Origin of the sequence: Nonomuraea sp. GTA35 (assembly GCF_041950525.1) — a bacterium.
GTDB lineage: Bacteria > Actinomycetota > Actinomycetes > Streptosporangiales > Streptosporangiaceae > Nonomuraea.
Genome location: NZ_JBGNUV010000015.1, coordinates 103,977 through 119,152, shown reverse-complemented (window position 1 = coordinate 119,152; position 15,176 = coordinate 103,977). Strand labels below are relative to the sequence as shown.

Sequence of the window (15,176 nt, the reverse complement as noted above, 5' to 3'; positions counted from 1 at the left end):
GTCAGCGCGGCCGGAACAGGCGCAGCCGATCCTCGCCGACCCGTTCCCGCAGCTCGGGATCCTCGACGCCGAGCCCCTCCGCCGGCGCCAGGGCCAGCACGCCCACCTTCCCCACGTGCTGGTTGAGCTGCACGGCACGGGCCGCGTCCGCCGCGCGGGCCAGCGGGTACACGCAGGAGAGCGTCGGGTGGATCAGGCCCAGCGAGATGAGCCGGTTCACCTCGTGGCACTCCTGGTAGTTCGCGCCGTGGGAGCCGATGATCCGCTTCAGCTTCATCCACAGGTGGCGGTTGTCGTACTCGTGGGCGTACCCGCTGGACGAGCCGCACGTCACCACCGAGCCGCCCCGCCTGGCCACGTACACCGAGGCGCCGAACGTCTCCCTGCCCGTGTGCTCGAACACGATGGCCGGGTCCTCCCCCACCAGCCGCCTGACCTCCGCGCCCAGCCGCCGCCAGGCCTTCTCGTCGCTCAGGTCGTCGAACTGCGCGCGATCGACGACGTGCGGGCAGCCCATCCTGCGCAGCAGCTCCGCCTTCTCCGGCGAGCTGACCACGCCGACGGGGATGCCGCCGCCGCCCAGCACGAGCTGCACGCCGTACCCGCCGAGGCCGCCCGTCGCACCCCACAGCAGCACCACGTCGCCCTGCTTCATCCGCGCGCCGCGCTCGCCGACCAGCATCCGGTACGCGGTGGAGGCGCACAACATGTTGCAGGCCGCCTCCTCCCACGTCAGGTGCCGGGGCTTGGGCAGCAGCTGGGTGGCCTTGACCACGGCGAAGTCCGCCAGTCCGCCGAAGTTCGTCTCGAAGCCCCAGGCCCGCAGGTCGGCGGCGAGCATGCCGTCGTGCTGCACGACCGGGTCCTCGCCGTCCACGTACGCGGGGCTGGTCACCACCCGGTCGCCGATCCGCCACCGGCGCACCGCCCTGCCGGTCCTGACGACCACGCCCGCCGCGTCCGAGCCGAGGACGTGCGTGGGCAGATCGTGCCTCGGGTCCGTACGCCCGAACCGCTCCAGGAACGCGAACGTCGGGATCGGCTCGAACATCGCCGACCAGACCGTGTTGAAGTTGATCGCGCTGGCCAGCACCGCGATCAGCACCTCGTCCTCGGCCAGCTCCGGCATCGGCACCTCGCCGACGTGCAACGTCCTGCGCACGTCCTTGTCGGGCTCGTCCTGGTCGAACGTGCCCACCTCGTCCTTGCGCAGGTGGGCGGCCCGGTAGGTGGCGGGCACGTCCAGCCGCGCCAGCTCGGCGGGCTCCGCGCCTGCCACCACTGCCTGTGCCAGCGTCATAGCAGTCCTCCCAGGTGCTCGGCGATGACCTCGACGTGCGGGGGATCGAGCAGGTCGAGGTGGTGCGCCCCGGGGATCTCGACGATCTCCAGGTCGGTGCAGAACGGCCCGAAGCCCCTGGCCGGGTCCCCCTCGTGGGCGTAGCGGGGGTCCCGTACGGTCCAGGGGGTGGGCTCGGTGGAGCGGTAGAGCACGACCCGGCCGCGGTACGGGGCCTCGGGGCGGTAACGTTCGATGGCCCTGGTGTCCGCGTGCGAGGTGAGCTGGTGGCGGAGCACCGCGCCGGGCAACGCCTCCATGGCTCCCGACTCGGCCATCCTGGCCCTCACCAGGGCGGTGCGGGCGTCCTCCGCCAGGTCGAGCAGCTCGGCCGGGTCCAGATCGACCTCCACGCCGTACGTCCTGCTCAGGTGGGCCGCGAAGTCCGCGTAACGGCGGGCCTCGATCTCCCGGCGGGCCGCCTCGGGCACCTGCTCCGGCAGACCCGAGTCGATCATGGCCACCAGCTCGACGTCCGTCTCGCCGAGCCGGCGGGCGATCTCGAACGCCAGGATCCCGCCGAACGACCACCCACCCAGCCGGTACGGCCCCGGCCCCGCCTCCCTGATCGCCACGGCGTAGCGTTCTGCGCGCTCGGGGATGCCCAGCGGGTCGTCCAGGGGGTCCAGGGTGTCGTCCAGGCGTTCGAGGCCGCGGACGGGGGTGGTGGGGAGGCGGTCGGCGAGGAGCGCGTACACGCCGGTGGTGCCGCCCGCGGGGTGCGCGAGGAAGAGCGGCCTCCCGGCGGTGACGGCGTTCAGCCGCCGCACGACCCCCCGCCTGGCCTCCGCCTCGTCAAGCCCGCGCACCACCTCGGCCAGCTCCGCCACGCTCACCGCACCCGGCCCGCCAGCGGTGCCAGGAGGCAGGGAGACGGGCCTGCCGAGCTCGCGGCTCAGGAGAGCGAGCGCCTCGGACAGAACGTCCGGCGGGACGGGGTCCGTGACGGAGGGCTCGCGGCCGAGAAGCCCGGCGAGCACCCGTGCCACCTGCCGCTCCGCCGCGTCCCTGGCCGCGACGGCGGGGGCGCCCATCGCCAGGCCCAGCTCGGAGGCGACCATGCCCGCGAGAGTGCCCACCGTGCTTCCCGTGAGCATGGGCGCGGTGGGCACCGTGACGCCGAAGTCGTGCTCGATCGTGCCCCGCAGCCGGGTCGCGGCCAGCGAGTCCAGCCCGAGGTCCGTCAGCACCGCACCCGAACCCAGCCCGTCCGGGACCACCCCCAGCACGGCGGCCACCCGCTCCCGGACCCGCACGAACACGTCTTCAGGCGTGAGTGTGGCCGGATCCAGGGGGGTGGCGGGCCCGGCCTGCGCATGCGCGAGGCCGGAGAAGCCGTGCGCGGGGGCGGACGAACCGTCCGCGCGACCGGAGGAGCCGTGAGGGCGAACAGACGAACCATCCGCACGGCCGGAGGAGCCGTGTGGGCGGGCAGACGCTTCACTTGCCATGTCAGAGAAGTACGGAATGCGGGCGATGGCCGGAAATATCGTGAGTGCTTGCCTGACGTCCACCTTCACGACTCCGGCCGACACCCCGCCCCGGATCAGCGTCTCCAGCGCCTCAAGCCCCTCCTCGGCCGTCAGCGGTTCCACGGCAGGCAGCCCGGCGCCGGCGGAAGTCCCCGCCCACGGCCCCCAGGCGATGGCGACCCCGGGCAGCCCGTCCGCCCGGCGCAGCTCGCACAGCCCGTCCAGCCAGGCGTTCGCCGCCGCGTAGGCCGCCTGCCCCGGAGAGCCGAGCATCCCGGCCGCCGACGAGAACGCCACCCACCAGTCCAGGTCCAGGGACTTGGTGGCCTCGTGCAGCCGCAACCCGCCGTCCACCTTGGCCGCCCACACCCGTTCGAGGCTTCCGGGGTCCAGATCGGCGATCAGGCGGTCGTCCAGCACACCGGCCGCGTGGATCACGCCGCGCAGCCGCATCCCGCCGGCCGTCGCCGCCGCCACCAGCCGCTCCGCCGTGCGGGGCAGCGCGAGATCCCCGGCCACCACCTGCGCGACCCCGTCGGCGGCAGCCTCGGACCGGCCGTTCAGCACGACACGGGTCGCGCCGCGCCCGGCCAGCCAGCGCGCGACGAGCCGGCCGAGCCGGCCGGTCCCGCCGGTGACGATGTACGCGCCCGCCCCGACGACGGCGTCCGCGTCACCGGCGGACCGGGCCCGGGCGCGGACGGGCGGGTCCGAGGTGTGAACAGGCAGGACCGAGGTGCGGGCGGGCGGTGACGGGGCGCGGCGCAGGCGGGCCGCATATCGGACCCCGCCGCGCCAGGCCACCTCGTCATCCGCCGCCTCACCGCCCGCGCCGCGCGCCGCGTTCTCACCGCAGGTCAGCTCCGTCGCCAGGTCGGCGAGGTCGTCGAAGTCCACGAGGGTGGCGGGCAGCTCGGGCCTTTCCAGGGCGAGGACGCGGACCAGCCCGCGTAACGCCGCAGTCCCCGGGTCGGGTCGCTCGCCTTCCAGGACGGCCTGCGCCCGCTCGGTCCCGATCGAGACCCGGCAGCCCCGCGCGACCAGGGCGGCGACCACCAGGATCACCCGCCGGGCCGCCGCCGGATCGAGCTCCCGGGAAGGCAGCACGAGCACGGACGACGCGGGGCCGAGCTTGCCTGGGAGCAGCGCGGCGCCGAGCCCGCCAGGGAGCAGCGTGGGGCCGAGCCCGCCGGGGAGCAGCGCGGCGCCGGCCTCCCCGCGTGGCACCGTGAGGAGCGTGCAGGTGGGGCCGAGCAGGGAAGACAGGCGGGCCGCCCGCGCATCCCCCTCATCGGCCAGGATGAGCCATGCGCGGGGCGAGCCCGCCCCCCGTGGTGGCGCGGGAGCCCACTCTCTTGTGACCAGTTTGCCGTCCGGCGAGTCCGGGGAGTCCGGCGGGGCCAGCGGGGGCAGGCCGCCGGCCCAGTGGCGGACGTGGTGCCACGGCGAGTGCGGCACGTCCACGACGCGCCCCCGGGTACGCGGGGCGACGACGGTGGCGGCGGTCGCGAGCTGGGTGTGGAGGTCGCCGGTCGTCAGCACGGCGGCGGGCGGCAGGGTGTCGCGCAGCGCGCCGGTCAGCACGGGATGCGGGCTCACCTCGGTGAAGAGGGTGCAGCCGTCCTCGACGGCAGCGCGTACGGCCTGCATGAGCCGCACGGGACGCCGCACCCCGGCCGCCCAGTAGGCCCCCTCGAACACCGGCACCTCCCGGGGATCCTCGAAGACCACCGAGTAGTACGGCACCACGGGCTTCCCCCCGGCGACCCCGGCCAGCTCCTCCCTGAGCACCGGCAGCAGCGGCTTGACCTGCGGCGAATGCCCGGCCCCCTCGGCCGTGAGCGTCCTGGCGAACAGCCCTCGCCCCGCCACCGACTCCGCGAAGGCCGCCACCCGCTCCGGCTCCCCCGTGACCACGCACTGCCCCGGCGCCGAGTACACGGCCACGTGCAGGTCGGCGGGCACCTCGCGGGCGTCCACCCCCACCACGGCCATCGCCCCACCGCCGCCCAGCCCGCCGAGGAGCCTGGCCCGCGTGCAGATGACCTTGACGGCGTCCCGCAGCGGGAGCCCGCCCGCCACGACGGCCGCCGCCACCTCCCCCATCGAGTGCCCGATCACGGCGGCCGGCTCGAACCCGTAGGCCCGCCAGGTCTCCGCCAGCGCGAGCTGGGCCGTGAAGAGGATCGGCTGGATCTCGGCGACGCCGGTGGGGAGCGGGTCGTGCACGTCGATGCCGGCCTCGGCGGCGAGCAGCGGGGCGACGGCGTCGACCGTCCGCCGGTACGCGGGCTCGGCGTCGTAGAGGCCCAGGTCGGGAGGCTGGGGCCGGTAGCCGCCGAAGACCCACACGGGCCCGGTACCCGCCGCCTGCACGGGCCGCGGGTCGCGGAGCCGTTCGGCCAGCTCCGCGGCGTCACCGGCCACCACGGCGGCGGCCACCCTGCCCCGTCCGGCACGCCGGGCGAGGGTGTGGGCGACGTCCCGCAGTCCGGCGTCGGGTCGCCAGGCGGCCATCGCGCGGGCGTGCTCGCGGACCCTGGCCTCGGTGGTGTCGGTGAGCAGGAAGACGTGCTTGGCGGTGCTCCCGCGCGGCGAGCCGGCCGTGCGGGCGCCTCCGTCCAACGTGGTCCGCGGCGGGCCGTCCGTCTGTACGCCGTAGACGTCCAGGGCGACGTGCGCGTTCGTGCCGCCGAACCCGAACGCCGACACCCCCGCCCGCGCGTCCGCCCGTGGCCAGGGGGTCGGCGAGGTGACGACCTCCAGCGTGTCCCAGGGGATGTGCGGGTTCGGGCGGCGGAAGTGCAGGCTGGGCGGGATGACGCCGTGGTGCAGGGCGAGCACGGCCTTGATGAGCCCGGCGACGCCGGCGGCGGCCTCCAGGTGGCCGAGGTTCGTCTTGGCGGAGCCGAGCAGCACCGGCGTGCGGATGGCGGCGGCGATGGCGCGGGCCTCGATCGGGTCCCCGAGGAACGTGCCCGTCCCGTGGGCCTCGATGTAGTCGGGCCCGCGATCCCCGTACACCTGCCGCAGCAGCGCCTCCTGCGCCTCCGGGTTGGGGGCGACGAGGCCGTTGGAGCGGCCGTCCTGGTTGACGGCGGTGGCGCCGACCAGGGCGAGCACGCGGTCCCCGTCCCGGATGGCGTCCGCCAGCCGCTTGAGCACCACCACCCCGCACCCTTCGGCCCGCACCATCCCGTCGGCCGAGGCGTCGAACGCCTTGCACCGCCCGTCGGGCGCGGTGCCGCCGCCCCGGTCGAAGGCCAGGGTGATCACCGGGGACAGCAGCAGGTTCACGCCGGCGGCCAGCGCCAGGTCGCACTCGCCCGCGCGCAGGCTGGAGACCGCCAGGTGGGTGGCGACGAGGGAGGAGGAGCAGGCGGTGTCCACCGCCATGGAGGGGCCGCGCAGGTCGAGCAGGTAGGACAGGCGGTTGGCGCCCATGCCGAGCGCGGCGCCGGTGGCCGTCCAGGCGTCCACGGAGGCCAGGTCGGCGGTGGTCAGGTACGCGTACTCGTTGCCGGAGATCCCGGTCCACACGCCGGTGCGCGTGCCGGCCAGCGACCTGGGGGCGATGCCGCCGTGTTCGAGCGCCTCCCAGGCGGTCTCCAGGAGCAGCCGCTGCTGCGGGTCCATGGCCGCCGCCTCGCCCGGCGCGATGCCGAAGAACTCCGCGTCGAACGCGGCCACGTCGTCGAGGAACCCGCCGTACCGGCCGGCCCCCGCGGCCGCCGCCTCGAACGCCTCCCACCGCTCCGCGGCCCCCGTCCCGGACGCCTCCCGCCGCCCCGCGATCGCCGTCCCGAACGCCTCCCACCGCCCGGCGGGCACCTCGCCGACCGCGTCGCGCCCCTCGATGAGCAGCTCCCAGTACGCCCGTGGCCCGTGCGCGCCGGGGAAGCGGCAGCCGACGCCGACCACGGCGACGGGCTCGCCGGCAGGGGGCGCGGCGCGCACGGGGGTGCCGGGGGCGGCCAGCGCGCGGGCCAGGCGGTTGACGGTGGGGTGCTCCCACAGGAGCGTCGGGCTCAGCTCCCGGCCCAGCAGCTCGCCCAGCTCGGCCGCCACGGCCACCGACTCGCGCGAGGAGAGCCCGTACTCGCCCAGGGGCCGGTCGGGGTCCACGTGCTCGCCGAGCCGCTCGACGAGGAAGCGGCGGATCTCACCTTCGCCGGGTACGTCCATCAGCGCTCCCATGCATGTGGGGTGATCGGCCAAGATACCCACGGGCCCGGGGCGAGGGTCAGGCCCGGACGGAACATTCCTCGGCCGCGTTTTGTCACGGCGGTGATGATTTATCCGGCGTGACGTAACGAGAGGCAGAATTTCGTACGGACGCTCATAGCCGTGCCGCCGCCCCACCGCCTACCCTCGCCTGCACTGCCGGCGAAGGAGCCCGACCATGTCATCAAGCATGCGCCGCCTGCTGGCCGTGGCGGCGGTGCCGCTGCTCGTCCTGTCCGCCCCGGGCGTCTCCACCGCCCGCGCCGACCCCGACTGGTCGCTCGTCCCCGAGGGCTCGGCCTCGGAGCAGCCCAGCGCGAAGCCGACGCGGCCCCCCGCCCAGGACACCGGTCACCTGCCGTGGCAGAAGGCGCTGCCCGGGCAGGCCCGCGTGGTGCGCGAGCGCCGCCTCGACGCCCGCACCCTGGACATCCTGATCTCCTCGCCGTCGGTCGGCCGCATGCTGCCGGTCCGGCTGCTCCTCCCCCAGGGGTGGTCGAAGAGCGCCGGACGCACGTGGCCGGTGCTGTACCTGCTGCACGGCGGCGCGGACGACTACACCTCGTGGACCCGCATGACCGACGTCTCCACCTACACCGCCGACCTGGACGCCATCGTCGTCATGCCGGAGGCGGGCCGCGCCGGCAACTACACGGACTGGTACAACGGCGGCAGGGGCGGGCCGCCCGCGTGGGCCACGTTCCACACCTACGAGGTGCGCCGGCTGCTGGAGATCGGCTACCGCGCCGGCAGCCGCCGCGCGATCGCGGGCCTGTCGATGGGCGCGTACGGCGCCGTCAAGTACGCCGCCCGCCACCCCGGCATGTTCCGCTTCGCCGGGGCGTACAGCGGCATCCTGGCCACCCGCCTGCCCGGCATCCCGGCGGTCATCATGAACGCCCAGGCCAGCGAGAAGCAGGACCCGCTGGCGCTGTGGGGCGACCCGAAACGCGACAAGCGGGTGTGGGCCGCCAACGACCCCCTGGCCCTCGCCGCGAACCTCAAGGGCGTCAGCCTCTACCTCTCCAGCGGCACCAACAGCTTCAACGGCCCGCTCGACCCGCCGGGCTCGCCGTGGCATCCGGCGCACCTGGGCGAGCCGATCTCGGCGTACACGGGCAAGGCGCTGAGCAAGCGGCTCAAGCGGCTGCGCATCCCGCACACGCTCCACCTGTACGGGAACGGCACGCACACCTGGCCGTACTGGATCAGGGAGTTCAAGAGCTCGTACCCGATGATCCGCAAGGCGCTCGGGGCCTGATCCGGGGAGAAGGCTCTCAGGGGACGGCCGCCCGCACGTCCCACCCGGAGCCGCGCCGGTGCAGGCGCGGCACCAGGTCGGCCATGCCGGGCCGCCCCCGCTCGCGCCACTCCAGCGCCCACCCGTCGAGCCGCTCGGCCGCGGCGGAGGCGCCCGCCACGAACAGGTCGCCCGAGAGGCCCGCCAGCGCCACGCCCCCCGGGTCCGAGCAGCCGACGCCCCAGCCCTGGTCGCCGAGGGCGGCCGTGGTCAGCCCTTCCGGCCGGGCCGCCATGAGGTAGGCGTGCAGGTCGACGGCGCCCAGCCATCCGGTGCCCCCGCGCCCATCGGTGATCATCAGTTCGAGCAGCCGCATGCCGACGGCCGGCTCGTGGGCGCGCAGCCACTCGGCCGCCACCCACCACATCCGGCCCGCCGCGTCGCGGGTGAGCGCGTCCACGCCGTAGGAGGGCACCGGCCACTGGTCGTGCGGCTCGGGCCTGGCCTCGGCGAAGCCGCCCGGCATCAGCAGGTCGGCGGCGAGCCGGTCGGGGCCGGCGCCGCGGCGGAGCCGTACCACGGCCATGGCGCGGGCCAGCGGGGCGAGGTGCACCGGGGTGACGATCACCGCGCCAGGCGCGGCCCGCCGCACCCACACGTCCGGGACGCGTACGGGCGTGACCCACGCGATCACCCGGTCGTAACGCGATTCCGGCGCCCAGCGCGTGCCGTCGCCCGTCACCAGCCGCACGTTGCGGCACCCGTCGTCCGCCAGCAGGCGCGCGGCCCGCCCGGTCAGCCGCGCGTCGATGTCGATGGAGGTGACGTGCCCGCCCGGCCCGACCAGCCGCGACAGCACGGCCGCGGAGAACCCGGACCCGGTGCCGATCTCCAGCACCCGGTGCCCCGGCTCCACCTCCAGCCGCTCCAGCATGCCGCCGACGACGGCCGGGTCGGAGGTCTGCGGCAGCCGGGCACCGCCGGGCAGGACGGTGTAGGCGGGCCCGTCCACGCAGGCCAGGGCGCGTCGCACGGCCTCGCCGGCGATCGCGTCCCAAGCCTGCGTCATACGAGAGATCGCCCCCCTACGGCACGTCGAAGGTCTTGCGGTTGCCGGCCCCGATGACCTCGATCCCCTTGGTGCCGAGGATGCCGTCGAGCGGCAGCGACACCGTGTAGGGGGCCGTGGCGGGCAGCCCGATGCCGGGCAGCGACCCGATGACCTCGATGCCCCAGTACTCCGGCTGCTGGATGTAGACCAGCGGGGAGAGCGAGACCGTCATGTTGAGGTACGGCTTCGTACCGCTGACGATGAGGATGAATGACCTGGGCACGATGCCGGGGACGACCCGCGCCTCCTCGAAGTCGATGAGCCGTACGGACGACGGAGCGGGCAGTTCGGCGAAGTTCTCGACCATGGTGAAGCCCCCTTCATGACGAGTGAAACCCCCACGCCGGGCCACCACCGCCGATGCGGCCGGCGACCCGTCCCATGGCTCAAACTCTCATGCCCCGCCCGAGCGGCGACAGGTCCACTGGACACTCCACGAGACCCTAACGGCCAGGACATGCCCAGCCGATCTACAGCTTCCTGAGCACCACCAGCTCGCTGCGGTGGTCGGCCCCGATCGGCTCCCAGGCGGCGGGCCTGATGCCGGCGCCCATGAGCGTGCCGCCGTGCCAGCGGGAGCCGTCGGCCTCCAGCTCGTACAGCGCCTCCGGGTCGAGCCCGGTCAGCCGGAGCGTGCGCGGCCCGCGCTTGGCGTTGCCGAGCGGGTTGTAGACCAGCACCACGACCTGGTCGTCCCGCACGTACTGCACGGCGGAGCGCTCCTGCCCCGGCGTGCCGGCCAGCCGGTACTGCGCCCCGTGCTGCACGGTCCTGCGTACCCGCTTGTACTGGGCGATCAGCTCGGCGGCCGTCTCCAGCTCGCCGGAGGTCCACTCCGACAGGTTCCCGCCGACGCCCAGCACGCCCGCCATCGCCACGTGGAAGCGGTAACGCAGCGGCATCGCGCGCTTGGTGGTCGGGTTGGGCGAGTCGGTGACCCAGGCGGACATGGCGCTGGCCGGGTAGAGCTGGGAGAAGCCGTGCTGCACGGTCTGCCGGTCGCGGGCGTCGGTGTTGTCCGACGGCCAGACCTCGTCGGTGTAGCGCAGGATCCCGTAGTCGATGCGCCCGCCGCCGCCGGCGCACGACTCGATCCGCAGCCCGGGGTGCCGCTCGCGCAGCGTCCGCATCACCTCGTAGACGCCGCGGGTGTGCTCGATCCAGACCCGGTCCTGGTCGCCGGCCCGTTCCGGCCAGCCGGCCTGGGTGAACGGGCGGTTCATGTCCCACTTGAGGTAGTCGAGGCCGAGCTCGGTGACGAGCTCGTCGAGCCAGCCGAGCGCCCACTCGCGTACGTCGTCGCGGGCGAAGTTGAGCACGAGCTGGCCGCGCTTCTCGTCGCGGCGGCGGTGCTCCAGGTGCAGCGCCCAGTCGGGGTGCGCCCGGTAGAGCTCGCTCTCCTTGCTCAGCCCTTCGGGCTCCACCCACAGCCCGACGCGCAGGCCCAGGTCGCGGATGCCGTCGAGCATGCCGCGCAGCCCGTCGGGGAACCGCTCGCGATGCGGGAACCAGTCGCCCAGCGAGGTGGTGTCGTCGTCGCGGCGGCCGAACCAGCCGTCGTCGATCACGAACAGCTCGACGCCCAGCGAGGCGGCGGTCTTGGCCAGTTCGAGCTGCTGCGCCTCGGTGACGGCGAACGTCGTGGCCTCCCACGAGTTGTACAGCACGGGCCGCTCCTCGAAGGGGGTCGGCAGCACGTGCCCGCGGGCGTACGCGTGCCAGGCCCGGCTGGCCCCGCCGAACCCGCCGGTGCTGTAGAGCCCCAGCACGGACGGCGTGACGAGCTCCTCGCCCGGCCCGAGCGTCCAGCGCAGGCCGTCGTGGCCGAAGCCGCCGGAGACGCAGACGCCGCCCTCCGGCCGCTGCGTGGTGGTCAGGCGCCAGCTCCCGCTCCAGGCCAGGGCGACGCCCCAGACCTCGCCGTGCTCCTCGGTGGCCTCGCCGGCGTCGATCATCACCCACGGGTTCGCCACGTGGCTGGTGATGCCCTGGCGGCTGGTGAAGACCAGCTCGCCGACCGGCAGCGGGCCGCGCTGGAGCTGCGACTCCTCCGCCCAGGCGCCGAAGACGCCGCTGTAGCGGTAGGCCGGGGCGTCGGGGACGAACCAGTTGCCGGAGTCCAGGCGGGTGACGGTGACCTCGGCGCCGGCCCTGACGGTGGTCCAGCGCTCGATGACGTCGGTGTCGTCGCGTACCCGGAGCGACAGCACGACCTCGAACGGGTGGTGGGCGTCGGCCAGCAGCACGTCCAGCCGCTCGGCGCCGCCGCCCTCGTCGTGCCGCCGCGCCCCGGCGAAGCGCAGCTCCAGGGAGCGCGTGTGGCCGAACGCGACCTGCAGCGAGGGCGAGCCCCACCGCTTGCCGCCGTCCACCGGCAGCAGTTCCTCGATCTCCGCGGGCGTGGAGAAGCTGGAGACGTGCCGCCCTGGCAGGCCGGTGACCTGCCGCGCGGCCTCGGCGGAGAGGCGTGGGCCCCAGTACGTCTGCCGCGGCGCGGCCTCACCGGTGTCCGGGTCGATCTCCACGCCTACGACGTACGTGGAGGTGGGCGTGGTGAGCGCCCAATGGTGGTCGTCGAGCGGGATTACAGGCATCGGCGTCCCCCGAGCTGCTGGTTCGATCAGGCGGCTGGAGACTAACCCGCTTTAATGCACTTGGTCAATGAAAGGCAGGCGCAGGACGAGAGAAGCTGTGATCCACACCACGCTTTTACTTGACAAGGCGAACAAATAACCCCAACCATGGCCCCGTGTTCTCACACACCGCCACGGACCATGTGCGGCTCACCGACGCCATGCGCTCCGTGTTCGTCGAGCTGCTCGTGCACGGCCCCCTGTCCAGGGCGGAGGTGGCACGGCGGCTGACCCTGTCGCCGTCCGCGCTGACCAAGCTGACCAGGCCGCTCATCGAGGCGGGTTACCTGCTGGAGGCGACCGGCGAGGAGGGCCCGGCGACCGTCGGGCGGCCCTCGCAGCCGCTGCAGGTGGACGCCTCGCGCATGTCGTTCGTCGGGATCAAGCTCACCGAGGACGAGCTGTTCGCCGTACGCACCGACCTGGCGGCCACCGTGCACGGCGAGACGTCCAGGCCGCTCGCGGACCACGACATCGACCACGTGCTCGGCCGGATCGTCGAGGCGGTCGAGGAGCTGACCGTGCCGGAGCGGCCCCTGTCGGCCGTCGGCATCAGCCTGGCCGGCACCGCCACGCCGAGCGACCCCGTCGTGCACACCTCGCCGTTCCTCGGCTGGAGCCAGCTACCGCTGGCCGAGCTGGTCGAGCGGGCCGTGAACGTGCCGACCGTGCTGGACAACGACGTGCGCGCGCTGACGGCCGTGCAGCAGTGGTTCGGCGAGGGCGTGGGGCACTCGTCGTTCGCGCTGGTCACGGTCGGGGCGGGCATCGGCTGCGGGCTCGTCATCGGCGACCGGCTGGTGACCGGGCAGTCGGGCGCCAGCGGGCTGGTGGGCCACCTGCAGATCGACGACCGCGGACCCCTGTGCGAGCGGGGCCACCGCGGCTGCGCCCGCGCGTACGCCTCCTCCCCGTCCATCCGCCGCTCGATCGCCACCACGATCGCCCGGCCCGAGCTCACCTTCGACGACTGCCTGGCGCTGGCGGCCGACGGACACCCCGTCGCCCGCCGCGTGCTCGACGAGGCCGGCGCCGCGCTCGGCCAGGTCGTCGCCACCGTCGCCAACATCACCGGGCCCGAGCTCGTCGTCCTGTCCGGCGAGTCGGTCCACATGTACGACGTGTGCGCGCAGGCGTTCCACACCGCCCTCGCCGCGCACACGCACTGGACGGCCGGCCCCGTACGGGTCGCCGTCAAGCCCTTCGCCTTCAACGAGTGGGCCAGGGGAGCGGCCGTCACCGCTCTCCAGCATCTGCTGTTGCACCGCTGAACAACCGCCGGCGGGCACTAGGAGGTCAGTTGACCAGTGATACCGTCCGCGCCGCCCCCCGCACCCCATCCGGAACAGTGCCCGGGACAGTGCCCAGGACTCCCCCACCGCCCTTTCGACGCCGACTCGGTGATCTGCCCGTCGCCGTCCTGTTCGTCCTCCCCGCCGCGATCGGCTTCGCGCTCTTCTACCTCTGGCCCGCGATCCGCGGCGCGTATCTCAGCCTGACCAGGTACAACGTCCTCACGCCGCCCCGCTTCATCGGGCTGGAGAACTACGAGAAGCTGTTCGGCGACCGCCTGTTCTGGAACGCGCTGAAGGTCACCGCCGAGTACGTGGTGCTCAACATCGTCTCGCAGACGGTGATCTCCATGCTGCTGGCCGTCCTGCTGTACCGGCTGACGAAGTCCATGCTGGTGCGCGGGATCGTCCTGCTGCCCTACCTTGTCGCCAACGTGATCGTGGCCCTGCTGTGGTTCTGGATGCTGGACTTCCAGCTCGGCGTGGTCAACAACCTCATCGAGTGGCTGGGCTTCGACCGGGTCGCGTTCTTCGGCTCCGACCTGGCCATCCCCACCATCGCGGGGATCAACACCTGGCGGCACATGGGTTACACCGCGCTGCTCATCTTCGCCGGGCTGCAGATGATCCCGCCCAGCGTGTACGAGGCCGCCGCCATCGACGGGGCCTCGGAGTGGCGCACGTTCTGGCGGGTCACGCTGCCGCTGCTGCGGCCGGTGATGGCGCTGGTCATGGTGCTCAGCGTGATCGGCTCCTTCCAGGTCTTCGACACGATCGCCGTCACCACGGCGGGCGGGCCGATCAACGCCACCAGGGTCATCTACTTCTACATCTACGACCTGGCGTTCAACCGGTTCAACTTCGGCTACGCCGCCGCGCTGTCGTCCGTGCTGTTCGTGCTGCTCGCCGGGGTCGCGTACCTGCAGCTGCGCCTCTCCCGCGCCGGCGAGTCCGATCTGAGGGGGGCGTGATGGCCCGGATCCGATGGGGCAGGGCGGCGGGCTGGGCCGTGCTCGTCCTGGTCATGCTGGTGACGCTGTTCCCCTTCTACTGGATGTTGCGCACGTCCTTCTCCAACACCCGCGCGCTGGCCGCGGGGGCAGCCGACCTGCTGCCCGTGGACTTCACGCTCGGCGCCTACCGCCGGGTGCTCGGCCTGTCGAGCACCGCGGAGGCGGTGGCGGAGGGCGGGTCGAGCGGCACCGTCAACTTCTGGCTCTACCTGCGCAACTCGATCATCGTCTCCACGATCACCACGGCCGGGCAGGTCTTCTTCGGCGCGCTGGCCGCCTACGCCTTCGCGCGGCTGCGCTGGCCCGGCAGGAACGCCGTCTTCACGCTCTTCGTCACCGCGCTCATGGTGCCGCCGATCTTCACCACGCTGCCCAACTTCGTGCTGATCAAGGAGCTGGGGCTGCTCAACACCTTCCTCGGGATCGTGCTGCCGCACCTGCTCATGACGCCGTTCGCGGTGTTCTTCCTGCGGCAGTTCTTCCTCGGCATCAACGCCAGCGTGGAGGAGGCCGCCCGCATCGACGGCGCCGGGCACGTGCGCACGTTCTTCCGCATCGTGCTGCCCATGAGCCGCGGGCCCATCGCCACGCTGGCCATCCTCACCTACATCACGAGCTGGAACGACTACTTCTGGCCGCTGCTGGTCGGCAAGGCGGAGAACGTGCGGGTGCTCACGGTGGCGCTGGGCATCTTCCGCTCGCAGACGCCGCAGGGCAGCCCCGACTGGGCCGGCCTCATGGCCGCCACCCTCTTCGCCGCACTGCCGATCATGGTGCTGTTCGCCCTGCTCGGCCGCCGCGTCATCGACTCCATCGGCTACACCGGCGTCAAGTGAGCGCCGTCCCCCCCAC

General features: G+C 73.6%; 9 protein-coding genes. 4 read left to right on the top strand and 5 right to left on the bottom strand.

The features are described 5' to 3' along the window. Position 1: 1 nt before the first annotated feature. Together ccrA and ACBJ32_RS46515 are read right to left on the bottom strand one after the other, a co-directional pair. Positions 2-1,300 (bottom strand): crotonyl-CoA carboxylase/reductase, encoded by a 1,299-nt coding sequence (ccrA, locus tag ACBJ32_RS46520; RefSeq protein ID WP_357893047.1) that lies wholly within the window; start codon positions 1,298-1,300, stop codon positions 2-4. Beyond that, a complete protein-coding gene (locus ACBJ32_RS46515; RefSeq protein WP_375132309.1) occupies positions 1,297-6,996 on the bottom strand; it encodes an SDR family NAD(P)-dependent oxidoreductase in 5,700 nt (1,899 codons plus the stop codon). Before ACBJ32_RS46515 ends, ccrA begins: the two co-directional genes overlap by 4 nt. Positions 6,997-7,213: 217 nt before the next feature. Between ACBJ32_RS46515 and ACBJ32_RS46510 the strand changes: the two genes are divergently transcribed. Then, positions 7,214-8,296, top strand: a complete 1,083-nt coding sequence (locus ACBJ32_RS46510) for an alpha/beta hydrolase (RefSeq protein WP_375132308.1) — start codon at positions 7,214-7,216, stop codon at positions 8,294-8,296. A gap of 16 nt (positions 8,297-8,312) precedes the next feature. Here the strand turns inward: ACBJ32_RS46510 and ACBJ32_RS46505 are convergent, their stop codons facing one another. The 3 genes from ACBJ32_RS46505 to ACBJ32_RS46495 all read right to left on the bottom strand — a co-directional run bounded on the left by ACBJ32_RS46505 (position 8,313) and on the right by ACBJ32_RS46495 (position 11,980). Then, the gene (locus tag ACBJ32_RS46505) at positions 8,313-9,344 is read right to left on the bottom strand and encodes a protein-L-isoaspartate O-methyltransferase (protein ID WP_375132307.1); all 1,032 of its coding nucleotides are present in this window, start codon (positions 9,342-9,344) and stop codon (positions 8,313-8,315) included. Between the two features lie 16 nt (positions 9,345-9,360). Further along, positions 9,361-9,693 (bottom strand): hypothetical protein, encoded by a 333-nt coding sequence (locus tag ACBJ32_RS46500; RefSeq protein ID WP_253756020.1) that lies wholly within the window; start codon positions 9,691-9,693, stop codon positions 9,361-9,363. Positions 9,694-9,856: 163 nt separating this feature from the next. After that, positions 9,857-11,980, bottom strand: a complete 2,124-nt coding sequence (locus ACBJ32_RS46495) for an alpha-galactosidase (RefSeq protein ID WP_375132306.1) — start codon at positions 11,978-11,980, stop codon at positions 9,857-9,859. Between the two features lie 155 nt (positions 11,981-12,135). On the opposite strand from ACBJ32_RS46495, the gene ACBJ32_RS46490 reads away from it, so the two are divergent. From ACBJ32_RS46490 to ACBJ32_RS46480, 3 genes are all read left to right on the top strand, one after another. Then, positions 12,136-13,290 carry an ROK family protein gene (locus ACBJ32_RS46490; RefSeq protein WP_375132305.1) on the top strand — a complete coding sequence of 385 codons (1,155 nt, stop codon included), beginning with the start codon at positions 12,136-12,138 and terminating at the stop codon, positions 13,288-13,290. An 89-nt stretch (positions 13,291-13,379) separates the two neighbouring features. Further along, the gene (locus ACBJ32_RS46485; protein WP_375132304.1) at positions 13,380-14,282 is read left to right on the top strand and encodes a carbohydrate ABC transporter permease; all 903 of its coding nucleotides are present in this window, start codon (positions 13,380-13,382) and stop codon (positions 14,280-14,282) included. Beyond that, positions 14,282-15,160 carry a carbohydrate ABC transporter permease gene (locus tag ACBJ32_RS46480; protein WP_375132303.1) on the top strand — a complete coding sequence of 293 codons (879 nt, stop codon included), beginning with the start codon at positions 14,282-14,284 and terminating at the stop codon, positions 15,158-15,160. The genes ACBJ32_RS46485 and ACBJ32_RS46480 overlap by 1 nt, the downstream gene beginning before the upstream one ends. The last annotated feature ends 16 nt before the right edge of the window (positions 15,161-15,176 follow it).

Excerpts from the sequence above, each read along its gene's own strand:
- ccrA (WP_357893047.1), bottom strand. The coding sequence starts at position 1,300 with ATGACGCTGGCACAGGCAGTGGTGGCAGGCGCGGAGCCCGCCGAGCTG.
- ACBJ32_RS46515 (WP_375132309.1), bottom strand. The coding sequence starts at position 6,996 with ATGGACGTACCCGGCGAAGGTGAGATCCGCCGCTTCCTCGTCGAGCGG.
- ACBJ32_RS46510 (WP_375132308.1), top strand. The coding sequence starts at position 7,214 with ATGTCATCAAGCATGCGCCGCCTGCTGGCCGTGGCGGCGGTGCCGCTG.
- ACBJ32_RS46505 (WP_375132307.1), bottom strand. The coding sequence starts at position 9,344 with ATGACGCAGGCTTGGGACGCGATCGCCGGCGAGGCCGTGCGACGCGCC.
- ACBJ32_RS46500 (WP_253756020.1), bottom strand. The coding sequence starts at position 9,693 with ATGGTCGAGAACTTCGCCGAACTGCCCGCTCCGTCGTCCGTACGGCTC.
- ACBJ32_RS46495 (WP_375132306.1), bottom strand. The coding sequence starts at position 11,980 with ATGCCTGTAATCCCGCTCGACGACCACCATTGGGCGCTCACCACGCCC.
- ACBJ32_RS46480 (WP_375132303.1), top strand. The coding sequence starts at position 14,282 with ATGGCCCGGATCCGATGGGGCAGGGCGGCGGGCTGGGCCGTGCTCGTC.